The 12,974-nt window shown below is 36.0% G+C and carries 12 protein-coding genes; 5 read left to right on the plus strand and 7 right to left on the minus strand.

Going from position 1 to position 12,974, the window contains the following annotated elements:
- Positions 1–38 precede the first annotated feature (38 nt).
- A complete protein-coding gene (locus HL290_RS13715; protein ID WP_198496758.1) occupies positions 39–923 on the plus strand; it encodes a sce7726 family protein in 885 nt (294 codons plus the stop codon).
- Complete coding sequence (locus HL290_RS13720) at positions 889–1,797, plus strand: sce7725 family protein (RefSeq protein ID WP_198496759.1); 909 nt, start codon at positions 889–891, stop codon at positions 1,795–1,797. Before HL290_RS13715 ends, HL290_RS13720 begins: the two co-directional genes overlap by 35 nt.
- A 47-nt stretch (positions 1,798–1,844) precedes the next feature.
- On the opposite strand, the gene HL290_RS13725 is transcribed toward HL290_RS13720, so the two are convergent.
- Complete coding sequence (locus HL290_RS13725) at positions 1,845–2,861, minus strand: molecular chaperone DnaJ (protein ID WP_198496760.1); 1,017 nt, start codon at positions 2,859–2,861, stop codon at positions 1,845–1,847.
- 128 nt (positions 2,862–2,989) lie between these two features.
- On the minus strand, positions 2,990–3,895 hold the full coding sequence (locus HL290_RS13730) for an AEC family transporter (RefSeq protein ID WP_198496761.1): 906 nt from the start codon (positions 3,893–3,895) through the stop codon (positions 2,990–2,992).
- Between the two features lie 119 nt (positions 3,896–4,014).
- On the opposite strand from HL290_RS13730, the gene HL290_RS13735 reads away from it, so the two are divergent.
- From HL290_RS13735 to HL290_RS13745, 3 genes are all read left to right on the plus strand, one after another.
- Positions 4,015–4,899, plus strand: a complete 885-nt coding sequence (locus HL290_RS13735) for a LysR family transcriptional regulator (protein WP_017389760.1) — start codon at positions 4,015–4,017, stop codon at positions 4,897–4,899.
- A 304-nt stretch (positions 4,900–5,203) separates the two neighbouring features.
- On the plus strand, positions 5,204–6,391 hold the full coding sequence (locus tag HL290_RS13740) for an ammonium transporter (RefSeq protein WP_198496762.1): 1,188 nt from the start codon (positions 5,204–5,206) through the stop codon (positions 6,389–6,391).
- Positions 6,392–6,634: 243 nt separating this feature from the next.
- On the plus strand, positions 6,635–7,330 hold the full coding sequence (locus HL290_RS13745; protein WP_198496763.1) for a phosphatase PAP2 family protein: 696 nt from the start codon (positions 6,635–6,637) through the stop codon (positions 7,328–7,330).
- 1 nt (position 7,331) lies between these two features.
- Here the strand turns inward: HL290_RS13745 and HL290_RS13750 are convergent, their stop codons facing one another.
- The 5 genes from HL290_RS13750 to HL290_RS13770 all read right to left on the minus strand — a co-directional run bounded on the left by HL290_RS13750 (position 7,332) and on the right by HL290_RS13770 (position 12,964).
- Positions 7,332–8,666, minus strand: coding sequence for an ATP-binding protein (locus HL290_RS13750; RefSeq protein WP_198496764.1), 1,335 nt, complete (start codon positions 8,664–8,666; stop codon positions 7,332–7,334).
- A gap of 24 nt (positions 8,667–8,690) precedes the next feature.
- Entirely contained in the window at positions 8,691–9,365 is a 675-nt protein-coding gene (locus tag HL290_RS13755; RefSeq protein ID WP_002116411.1) for a DNA-binding response regulator PmrA, read from the minus strand.
- A gap of 14 nt (positions 9,366–9,379) precedes the next feature.
- Positions 9,380–11,029 carry a phosphoethanolamine transferase gene (locus HL290_RS13760; protein ID WP_198496765.1) on the minus strand — a complete coding sequence of 550 codons (1,650 nt, stop codon included), beginning with the start codon at positions 11,027–11,029 and terminating at the stop codon, positions 9,380–9,382.
- 181 nt (positions 11,030–11,210) lie between these two features.
- A complete protein-coding gene (locus HL290_RS13765; RefSeq protein WP_198496766.1) occupies positions 11,211–12,500 on the minus strand; it encodes a DcaP family trimeric outer membrane transporter in 1,290 nt (429 codons plus the stop codon).
- A 272-nt stretch (positions 12,501–12,772) separates the two neighbouring features.
- On the minus strand, positions 12,773–12,964 hold the full coding sequence (locus tag HL290_RS13770; protein ID WP_132071766.1) for a hypothetical protein: 192 nt from the start codon (positions 12,962–12,964) through the stop codon (positions 12,773–12,775).
- Positions 12,965–12,974 lie beyond the last annotated feature (10 nt).

Consider the following 12,974-nt stretch of genomic DNA (forward strand, 5'->3'; position numbering starts at 1 on the left):
ATTTTTTATCTTAGACATATAAATTATCTGGATAAAATATGAATACTGACTACAAAAAATTAGCACAACTATTTACAAGTGCTCATTTACAACAACTTTCTCGAGGCAACTTAGAGTTTATTAATCAAATTCATATTGATTTTTTTAGTACTAATAAAGAGTTTTCAATAGCAGATATTTTCAATGAATCGTTTAAATTATTAAGTCAGAATTATGCAAATGAATATATATATAAGAATATGATTATTCAGAAATTATTTTTAGAAAAATATAGTTTTGAAAATGCTACGGTTCTAACAGAATTTCGTGTAGGCCAAAGAAAAGCAGATTGTGTAATATTAAATGGAAAATCAACTTGCTATGAAATTAAGACTGAATTTGATAGCTTACAAAGGTTAGACTTACAATTAAAAGAGTATGAAAAACTTTTCAATGAAATATATGTAGTATGTGCGCCTAAATTCACAAAAAAGCTATTAAACTATTTACCAGAATATATAGGTATTATTGAGTTTAACAACAAATTAAATCTAAAGAAAATTAGAAGATCACACATTAAAAACTTTGTAATTGATAAAAATTTAATAATGCAATCATTAAGACAACCTGAGTTTAAGTTGTTAGCTAATCAAATCACAAAGAAAAATGTAGACGTTCCAAATACTGAAATATATGACCATTGTCTTTCTATTATTAAAAATTTCCCCAACGAAAAAAAATTGAATAAATTTTTTATTGAAATTTTGAAAAAAAAGAGAAAGAATGATGATAAAACAATCAGTAAGTTTCCAACATCACTTACTAATGCAGTCATTAGTTATAACTTTCAAAAGTCTGATCTAAGAAGTCTCGCTGATATCATACAATTAAAAAATGGGGAAACAATAAATGTACTTTCCAATACTCCGTGGGAAACAACATGAATTATCTGCTTTAAAAGAATTAGCTCTAATAAATAGTTTCGACTATTTTTTACCTATAATAGAACCAGTTAAAAAAAATACTAAAGACCTTCTTTTAAGTGTAAAAAAATTAAACGAGAAGAATATTCGCCCTATTATTATAATGAATCCAAATATTGGGGAGTATAAAAACAACTCTGATCTCTTTTACACTCTCCTTGAAGCGAGCAAGATTAATATTGACTATTTACCTTGCATTAATATGAATAATCCAAATGCAGATTTTTTTCTAAAAAAATTTAACGACTTCACTCTATTATTTGATGAATACTATGCAATTGATGAACACTTACTAAGTCAAGCCAAAATTTTATTCCTTCCCCAACACACGGGAGAGTCAATAATTGATAAGCTTGAAAACATCGTTTTATATGGTGATTTTTTCCCAAAGATAAAGAGAAATGCTGATTACCCATCAGAAAGCTTACTTACAGATCTAAATGTGCAATTTAAAAATAAAAAAAATGTGATAGGTTACGGTGACTTTACTATAACACCGAAAAAATATTCAAATGGTGGAGGCCCAGCCTTTGTGGTTGCAATTCATAGCACATATACTGATTTGAATAGAAATCATACAAAATATGTAAAACATTATTTATCATATGATGACAACTCTACTGATAATGTAGGAAAAAAATTTCTAGATGCGGTCAACAAGTTCCTTCAAGATGTTGATTTTGAGAAAGTTTCATTTTATAAAACTTCAGCTATTAATGATTTTCGTAACTATAGAAATAAAAAACACTATCCGGGACTAGGAATCAGTAAGAAAATTTCTATTAAACATCATATTGAAACTACAAACGAATTTCTCAAATTGTCTTCCACATAGATTCATTTATTAGATAATCCCTCTTCTCCAGAAGAGGGATTATTAGACTATAAAACCCCATGCCCCAACAACATCTCCACCCCACTCGCTTTTTTCATGTGCTTTAAGCGTTCTTTTTCCCACTTCACCTGCTGCTTTAACTCAGCACAATCAGCATCGACAGCTTTATAAACATCACTAATATGTACATGCTCCGCTTTCACATTCTCCGCTAATTGAAAAGAGTCTAAAATCTCAGCTATTTGGCTTTCAAGCTGCTGGCTTTGTGCATCCAAAGCCAGTTTATAAAACCTTAATTGCTCGGTAGATAATTCTTTAGCTCCTACTCCTTTATTCTGTTCAAGCTGTAACTGGAGTTTGAGTAAATAAAACAAATCCTGCTTTTCATAGGCCTGACTTGCCTGTTGAAACAACTCAGTTTTTTCCTGTTTCTTTGTTTCATCTTGCTCACGGTCTGGGTGAATCATCGCGGCAATTTTTAAATAAACCGTTTTAAGTGACTGCGCTGCCATTTGCTCAGCTTGTTCACGCTTCTGTTGTTGTCTTTGCTGTTTGGCTTGTTCACGCGCGTGTTGCTGCTCGGCAGCATACTGTTCAAAGTCTTCATCAAATTCAGAACATTGATCAGTATTTTCACCGTATTCGGATTTTATTGGCTGAGCCCTTTTATTTTTCTTTTCTAACTTTTGAGCATGTTGCTGATAAAAGGTATCAATCTGCTTCACTAACTCCAACTGTTCTTCAGATAGCTGTTTGGAGCGCTTCAACATTTGTGCAAGCTGGGCAATTTTTTCGTCTAGTTGTTGCATATCCGCTTTGGAAAACTCATGGCTATGTAACATATTCCAAAGTTGATCCAACTGCTGAAATAGCACTTCATGTAAATCGCTATACACAGGCATCAATTTTTGCCGAATATGCTGTTGAATCTCAGCTTGTGCATTTTGCCATGTGCTAAGGCTAACTTTTTGCTGCTCTATTTTATCAATCAGGCGATTAAGTTTTTTCTGCTGTGCAGACGGCTCAGACCTTTGCTGTAAGCTCACTTTGAGATCAAAGGACATACTCATCCACCTGAAAAAGAAAAAAGTGTAGCAATAATCAGATGAGGAAGGTAGTAAAGCATTTCTTAAGTCAGAATTAGCCTATTAATTTTTAGAAAATAGAACGTGTATACCTAAATGTTTATATCTTAAGAGATCCACCAAATCACTACTGGTAAAGTCACGGCAGCACATAAGGTTTGAAAGCTAATCACGGCTGCCATGAGTTGGCTGTCGCCACCTAAAACTTTGGTTAAAATGTATGATGCAGAAGCTGTGGGTAGCGCAAAGAAAATCACTAAAATCTGTGTTTGTAAGCTTGGTAAACCAAACCACATGCAGACCACATAGGCTAAAGCAGGCACTGCCAAAAGTCGTGCAAAAGTGTCTGCCGCCAACACGACAATATCTTTTTTAATTTGCATAAACTGTAAAGCTGCGCCCACACATAACAAACCTAGTGGCAAACTCGATGCTGAAAAAAGCTTAATAAAGCTAGAAAAGCCTTCCCAAATCGGGATGTGAAGTGCATTGACTGCCGCTCCCACCACACACGATGCAATTAAAGGGTTTTTAAGAAGTGCAATCAAAACAGGCTTAAGCGCCATGTGTTCTTTAGAGGTTAGGGCAAGCACCGAAATAACGTTCACAAGTGGAATGCAAAGCGCCAATAAAATTGCCAGAATTGCCATTCCTTCACTTTTAAAAAGCGAAGTCACTAACGCCAGACCAATATAAGTATTAAAGCGCACCATACTTTGTACGTGCACACCAAAACGTGCAGGCGATATATGCCAAAACACGCGAAGTAGGTACAAGAAAATGGTGACTGCCAAAACCACAATCAACATAGCAATAATGGCTGTACTCAAACTTTGTAAGTCAATTTTCGCGGTCGACAACGTACTAAAAAGTAAAGCTGGAAATAAAATATAGTAATTGAGCTTCTCTGCCCCAGCCCAAAATTCATCGCTAAAAAAACGATATTTTTTAAATAAGTATCCCGATGCAATTAATGCAACTAAAGGAAAAAGAGATAAAACAATGCTATTCATTTCTTTACTCGAGTTTGATTGAAGGACTTGCTATTTTTGGCAATTCCTTTGGCTTACTCATATATTAAAGATAATGAAAACTCATGATAAAATGAGTTTTTACTCATAATAAGTACAACATGACATTTACCCAGCTTGAAATTTTCGCACTTATTGCTGAACTAAAAAGCTTTACTGCTACAGCAGAAAAGCTGGGAATTTCACAGTCGGCAGTTTCTCATGCGCTTAAGTCATTAGAACAACAATGGGGTATTAACCTCATTTCAAGAACTCAAAGTGATATTGAGCTGACTACAACAGGTCAGCAGTTACTCACTCATGTAAAAGAGCTATTGAGTATTTCTAATACATTAGAAAAAGAAGTGGCTGCGATCCATGGGTTAAATGAAGGCACATTACATATCGGATCTTTTGGGGCTTCATCATCCATTTATCTATTGCCTGAAATTTTAGAAAGCTTTCGGCAGCGCTATCCTAAAATCGAAATTTATATCGATGAAGGTGAGGATAAAGAAGTGGCTCAATGGTTATTGGAACGGCGTATAGAGGTCGGTTTTTTGATTATGCCAGATGAGCGGTTCGATACATTCCCTTTAATCGAAGACCGTTTTGTTGCCCTAATTCCAAATGGTTACCCACTGGCGCAACAACTCTATATTGATCCAGCACAACTAGAAAACTGCCCTTTTATCATGACAATGGCAGGTAGTAGACATCAGGTCGAATTAATTCTAAAAAACTTTAACGTTAAACCAGATATCAAATTTTATGTTTCACAAATTCTGAGTATCGTCAGCATGGTCCACAACCAGCTAGGGGTCTCCATTGTGTCTGATATGGTAATTACTAAAGAGTTACTCTCACTCTATCCAAATGTAGTTAAACGCCCCTTTAAACCGAACCTTAAACGTTCTATTGGACTCGCAGTGAAAAATAAAAAGCATATGAGTCCAGCTGTGAAAGCATTTATTGAAGTTGCTCAGGAAGTTTGGTCGGATCATTAGTTCAAATACAAACAACTCTTTTAAATTTTAATAACGAACTTTTTTAGGTCAATTTATAAGCGTATTAGATGATTTTTAACATAAAAGCATGAGTATCGCCCTTATCTCGAGCAATTCAACGCACCATTTGTCGTCAAAACCTCATTACCCAATCTAAATTGGTGCGCTTATTGCATATTCATTTTCATGCAATTGAGTTTGTTTCGACAAACTTAGGTTTTTAGATTCCTTAAATCTATTTTGGTGCAATTCACAGATCCAGATTTGTTCCAAAATGGAATTTAGCACTTTTTTCGAGCATGCTATGCAAAATGTAGATCTATTTTTCTTATTACTTGGTGCTGTTTTGGTTCTTGCCATGCACGCAGGTTTTGCATTCTTGGAACTTGGTACGGTTCGCCATAAAAATCAGGTGAACGCACTGAGTAAAATTCTGACTGACTTTGCCCTCTCCGCAATCGCATATTTCTTTGTTGGCTACTACATTTCTTATGGCCAGCATTTCTTCCATGATGGTACGGTTTTATCAAGCGATCATGGCTACAACCTCATGCGTTGCTTCTTTTTACTCACTTTTGCTGCGGCAATTCCTGCCATTATTTCAGGTGGTATTGCCGAACGTGCAAAAATGCGTTCTCAAGCCATTGCAACACTCGCTTTAGTTGCGCTGGTTTATCCTTTTTTCGAAGGCATGGTCTGGAATGGTAACTATGGTCTGCAAAAGTGGTTAGAAACTACCTTTGGTGCAGCTTTTCATGACTTTGCTGGTTCAGTTGTTGTCCACGCTATGGGTGGCTGGATTGCGCTTGCTGCTGTCATTTTATTGGGAGCACGTTCTGGTCGTTATAAGAAAGATGGTCGCGTAAGTGCTCACCCACCATCTTCTATTCCATTTTTGGCGCTTGGTTCATGGATTTTAATTGTAGGCTGGTTTGGCTTTAACGTGATGAGTGCTCAGCGTGTAGATGCTATTTCTGGTCTAGTTGCCATTAACTCACTCATGGCAATGGTTGGGGGAACGATTACAGCAAATGCGATTGGTAAAAATGACCCTGGTTTCTTACATAACGGTCCACTTGCAGGCCTAGTCGCAATCTGTGCAGGGTCTGACATTGTTCATCCAATCAGCGCGCTTGTTATTGGTGGTGCAGCCGGTGCGATGTTTGTGTACCTATTTACCTACACACAAAACAAACTCAAAGTTGATGATGTATTGGGGGTATGGCCATTACATGGTGTGTGTGGTGCATTTGGTGGTATTGCAGTAGGTCTATTTGGTCAACAATGGCTTGGTGGTTTAGGTGGTGTATCTTTTGCCTCACAGCTCATTGGTACAACACTTGCAATTGCCATTGCGCTCGCTGGCGGCTTTATTGTCTACGGCTTACTCAAAGCAACCATTGGCATTCGCTTATCTCAAGAAGATGAGTTTAGAGGTGCAGATTTATCCATTCATAAAATTTCTGCAAACTCCGAAGAAGGTATGTTCTAATTCAGTGATTGATAAGCAGAGTTAATATTCTGCTTATCATTATTTCAAAAGTTCTCACAAGCCAAAATGACTAAAAAAACCCCCACATAATTTCTATAAGTAAATAATATATACCTATGAATCATCAATATTATTTTTAAAATCAACTTTATTTAAACATTAAAATTTGTTTAGTTTAAGAACAATTTAAGTTTTATTTTATGTAATGCCTTCAACTCACACTCAAATTGATTTTGCATCGCAATGAACCAACAAAAACAATTTTTTCAACTTCAGCTTATTTTTCTAGCCCTTAGTTTTTTTATACTTTTATTTATATTTCCGGTGGGTGGGAAAATTGATATGTATTTCATCCACCCTTGGATGGATTCAACAGGTCATTTTTTTAATCGGGACAATTGGTACCTTGTCAGGGTTAACCATGAAATCGTAAAACAAATCATCACCACCGTTTATGTGATCTTTTTAGGTCTGTGGATTGCATCATTCAAAGTAGAAAAATTGAAGCTTTACCGCTGGCAATATGGCTATATGTTTTTTGTGAGCATGATTGGTAGCGGTATAGTTGGCTTATTAAAATCACAATCTGCTCACGCCTGCCCTTGGAATATGGTTCATCCGACTGCTTTAAGTTATGTGTGGGACTTTACTTCTACACATGGTCATTGCTTTCCAGGTGGTCATGCAAGCGCAGGCTTTATTTTAATGACAGGCTATTTTGTTTATCGTCTTGAGCAACCTAAACGTGCTTATTTTTATCTTATCGCTGGCATCATCTTAGGCTTTCTAATGGGCTGGGGGCAAATGATGCGTGGCGCGCATTTCCTGAGCCACAATTTATGGACAGGCTGGGTAGTTTGGGCAGTAAATATCTTATTTTACAGGATTTGTATTCACCGCTTTGAATTTGAAAAACGAATCAAACAAGAACTTGTATAAATCAAGCTCTTGTTTCATGACTATGTAGAGTTTTAGGCAGTTTAACCAGAACAGAAAGCCCACCAAGCTCTAAGCTTCGATCTAGCGTCAAAGTTCCACCTAAACGCTGAGTCGCTCGGTCAACAATTGATAAACCTAAGCCACTACCCACTTCAAGGTGGTGGTGTACACGATAAAAACGTTTTAAAACTTTATCATAATGTTCAGGGTCAATACCTGCACCGCTATCTTCAATTTGTATACATGCATCGCCATCTGTAGCAGTAAAAACTGAAATATTTATCATTCCTTCATGAGGCGTGTATTTGATTGCGTTATCAATTAGGTTGAAAATAATTGAATGTACTGTTGGCTCCACACTATGCATTTCAATCGGTTCGTTACGAACAAATCCTAGGTCAATATCTTTTTGCATAGCTAAATTAACCAGCTGTTCAACACAATTTAAAGCGACATCATTGAGTTGAAAAGTTTTGGTCGGTTCAATCACACTTAAAGAAACATCTTGCTTAGCCAAAGCCAAAAGCTGTGTGACCAAATGCTGAATACGTGCTAATCCTTTACTCAGATTTTGCAAAGACTCATGCTCAGGAAGTTGACTGATTAGAATTTTAGTTTGTAAATTTAAGGCTGTAACAGGAGTTCGTAATTCATGAGCAGCATCTGCAATAAACTGTTTTTGTTCCATTTGAGCCTTAGATATACGTTCAAACAGACGGTTCATTTCATCAATAGTCGGCAATAATTCTTGAGGATAGTCTAAAGCTTCAATTGGCGTTAATTCTTCCGAATCGCGATGAGTCAGTTCATTTTTAAAGTCATCTATGGGCTTTAGACCTCGGCGAATAATCGCGGCTAAAGCAAAAATCGCAAATGGCAAAATAATTAGATAGGGAATGAACATACTTCCAGCAAGCTCCCAAGCAAAAGCTTCACGAACTCGCTCTTGTTGACTTACCTGAATCTGATAATCTTTTAAAGGCAAAACGTAAGTTCTCACTACGCCTTGGCTAGTTTTATGCGAATAAAAACCAGCTTGTGCGACAGGTGGAACTAACAGATGTAAATGATGAGATAAATGGGCCTGATCTTTATAAGCCCAAATGTCTACAAATAGATCTTCTTCATGATAAGTTTTGTGAAAATCGAACTTACTACTTACTGTTTTCAATGGATATTCAGCTGTTCGTTCTGCTAAATAACGCATTTGAGTATCTAAAATTTCATCAACTTCTTGAAGTGCAACCTTATAGGCACTAAAAATTAATATACAACCTAAGATGACACTGAAAATTGAGGTGCCCCAAATCAGTCGTTTCTTTAATGAGTAATGCACTATTATGAAGTTCCAAAATTTAAGTTACGATTGCCCTAAACGGTAACCCAACCCTCGAATAGTTCGAATAAAGTCTTTCCCGAGTTTAGCTCTCAAGTGATGCACATATACTTCAATTGTATTACTGGTCACATCACTATCGAAATCATATAACTTATCTTCAAGATTTGCTTTAGAAAAGATTTTATTTGGGTGGCTCATTAAAGGAATAAGAATCGCCCATTCACGATTCGACAAATCGATCCGTTGCCCTTTAAAGGTTGCAATATGTTGTTCAACGTTTAAAACCAGATCACCACTTTGTAATAGTTGCTCATGATTCGCAAGCTGAGCTTCCACCCCACTACGACGCAATAGCGCATGTATACGAGCAAGTAACTCATCAAATTCGTATGGTTTGATTAAGTAATCATCTGCACCGTGGTTTAATCCATCCACGCGGTTTTGTAACTGGTCTCGTGCCGAAATGATTAAAACTGGAGTTGCAGCTCTCTGGCGAATTTGCTTTAAGACCTGCATGCCATCCATCATAGGCAGCCCTAAGTCCAAAAGAATTAAATCGAATTTATTTTTAGCCAACTGAGCCAGACCATCCAAGCCATTATTGACCCACTCCACCTCAAATTGATGATATTGCAGCAACGTTATTGTTGACTCTGCAATCATAAAATCATCTTCAATCATCAAGATTTTTGTCATGTTCTAGGCTCGCTTTAATTCACATGGGCACAAGAGTGCAGCATATCCAGTTGAGGGTTGATGACCTGAGTTTTTACATCTAACAAACTTAATAAGCTTGGAAATAAATTATCCTGACTTACCTTTTCTTTAGTTTGTTGGCCTAAACAACTCACTTGTGCAACGTTGTGTTGTTTCCAGGTATCAGAAAACCACATAATCATTGGTACATGTGTTTGTTGACTCGGTGCGATTGCATACGGTGAACCATGTAAATATAAACCATGTTCACCAGTTGATTCACCATGATCAGATAAATACCATAAACCTGTTTGATATTTCGATAATTCTTTTAGTTTATTAATCATCTGACTTAACACATGATCTGTATACACAATCGTGTCATCATAACTATTTAATAACTCTGTTCGAGAGCAGCCCTGTATCGCATTAGTATCACAAGTCGGTTTGAAGGGTTGATATGCCGCAGGTGCACGCTTGTAATAAGCAGGGCCATGACTTCCGACTTGATGTAAAACAATTAAACGTGGACGCGTGTCTTCTTTAGGAATAGTGGCTAAATACTCATTTAAGCTATCAATTAAAATATCATCATAGCATTCGCCATCTTTACACCATTTTTGCTTTAACTTTTCTGATATTTGATATTGCTCAACACGATCACAAGCACCTTTACAACCAGAATTATTATCAATCCAAGTCACTTGGTAACCCGCACGCTTTGCAATGTCCAATAGACCTTCACGATGACTTGCTAATTGCTCATCATAGTCAACACGTGGCATGCCAGAGAACATGCATGGAACTGAAACAGCAGTTGCTGTACCACATGAGCTAACTTGAGAAAAATTCAAAATATCTTGTTTAGAAAGCTCTGGATTCGTATTTTTGGCATAACCATTGAGTGAAAAACTTTCCGCACGAGCTGTCTCTCCGACAACCAGCACCATTAATTTAGGCAGGCTCTTTTGTACTGCCTGAACTTGATGAGCATCTTCACCATAATGTATTAATGGTAAGTTCTTCTTAGGTGCCTTCTTATGATAATAAGACATTAAAGAAGAAATACTATTTTGAGGAGAAATCATGCCTTTTAAATCACGATGTTCACGAAAAATAGCAGCAAAATCGACATAATAAGTAAATAGCAAAATACCGACAATTGCAAAAGAAGCGACAATTGAGCCGACTTTTTTCAATAATAAATGAGAGACTTTTTCTTTTTTAAGCTTTACTTGTGTAATTAAAATAATAGGTAAAACTACAAAGAAAACTGTCCAAAGTCCAAAGCGTAATGAAACTAAATCAGAAACTTCAGATACATCTGTTTGGATCATATTTTGAATCTGATCAGGCGAGATGATTACACCTAATGTATTAACAAAATAAGAGCTAAAACCACCAATGAAGACCAGCAAAATTGCAAAAAATTTGGCAGTCCATTTCCAATTTAAAATTTGTAAGAGCGCATAATAAGCAGCAACAACAATAACCACTGTAGCAGCTAAAAATAGAATAGCCTTTACTCCAAAATATGGAGTTAAAAGATGTACTTTGTTATAAAAACCAATATTTAGAATTGCACCTAACCAAATGGCTATAATGAAATTAAACATAAACAGTGAAATCTGTTTATTTTTTAATATAGAAAAAAAATTCAGCATCTTGGGGAACTACAATCTTTTTATGATGCTTTACTGTAGAAATTGAAACTTAAAAATGACTTAAATAAAAAATGATCTAAGACAGATACTTTTAAAAAACACTTATTTTAATTTTTTTTATAAAAAAAAGAAGAGGTTAGATTTAACCCCTTCTTTTTTAATTTTTAACTAAATATTGTTCTTAGAAACTATATTTAGCCATTAAACCAACACGGTTATCTTTGTAGTCATCACCAGCAAAGGTTTCACGTTTACCATTGACATATTCAATACCTAAGTCAATTGGTTTAACTGGTGTGTAAATTACGTTAAGCCATGCTTGTTGAACTTTTTCATTCCCAGCTGTATATGCTTTTGCATAATCAGTACCGTCATCAGCGAATTGAGCACCATACGCTAAAGTAGCGCGTAAGTTAGGTAAAATCTTATAAGTTCCACCTACTTGTACTGCTACAAATTCATTTTGTTCAATATTATCATTAACTAAAGTATAAGCAGAATTACTACCATATAAGTAGTTGCTGTTACCTACAACATAAGAAGCATCAGCAAAGAGTTTTAAAGGATCTGATACTTTAAAGTCGGTACCTGCAGCAACACCCCATCCAGTTTGGTCATCACCTTTACCTGATTTATAGTTTTCAACAAAAGCTCGAGCAGAAGCATTACCATTACCTGCAGCGTAGCCTTGAGTGATTTTAGCTGTTAATACAGGTAATCTGTATTTAACTGAGTCACCTGTTGCCGAGCTATTACCTTCTTCTGCTGAAACAAATAACTGAGTTGCAGGAGCTAATTTATAGTTATAACGTACTTGTGGAATACGTGTCGTACCACCACCAATATTCGTCGAGAAATCGATCATTTCTGGTGCATGGCTCGCCAAGAAGTTAGACGTTGTTTGACCAAACAACCAGTTGTTATAAGTCAAGTAAGCATGACGAATACGTACGTTTTCAGATTTGCTATTGTCACTACTTGCAAAGTCTAATTCAATTTTACCACCAACTTTGGCATTACTTACTGGAGCAGTAAAATCTAAACCAAGACGTGTCGTTTTAGCTGTTGCACGCAATTTATCTTTTGCTTCGCCAGTTGACTTACTTGCATCAGCGAAGTCACCATCTGCACCTTCAATAATATAGTTAGCGTCGCCACGAACAAAACCATATAGGTTCACATCAGCGCCAGCTTTAGATTTTAATGATGCTAAAGGTGAAACTGGTGCAGCAACAGGTTGTGCCTTAACTTCAGCGAGTTGAACTTGCTGTTGTTGCTGTACTTGCTGCTGTTGTTGCTGCACTTGGCTTTGTTGTTGAATTAAAGCTTTTAAAGCTTCAACTTCTTTACGAAGCTGTTGAATTTCCGCTTTGTCGGAAGTTGCAGCATGTGCCCCACTCATCATTAAAGCTGTAACTGTAAGCGCTAAACTTTTAACAACGAAAGATTTACGATTAAGGAATAGATCCATCAAAAACTCCAAAAATATATTTTATGTTGCCTATCCATGCCAAGTTGATTTACGCCATTAAATTAGGGGGCTAAAAAATCAACTCTCCTCCACTTTGGTTACATTAATTTTATTACCGCAACCAAAACCAATTTCAACGTTATGCAAGACCAAAACCAATAACCAAAGACATAAAAAATATACTTTGACTTACAGATTTTTACCTTAACTTCATGTTGTAACGAATCCTACACAACTCTCTTATCTTATAGAATGATTAAATCGTTATTTCATTATTCTTTTTTAGACTTTAGGCTAATATCCAATCTACTTGAACATTTTTCTACCCATTTTGATTGATTCACATGATTTTTCTTGTTAACGAAATCCATTTTTACTCCAGTTAGCTTCCATTTGCTACCCAAACAAGATGGCATAATTAATAGAGCATTTAAATAGCTAAAAACATACATTTTTAAAAACATAGACAAAGGT

This window comes from Acinetobacter sp. AC1-2 (assembly GCF_016124155.1).
In the GTDB taxonomy this organism is placed as follows: domain Bacteria; phylum Pseudomonadota; class Gammaproteobacteria; order Pseudomonadales; family Moraxellaceae; genus Acinetobacter; species Acinetobacter calcoaceticus.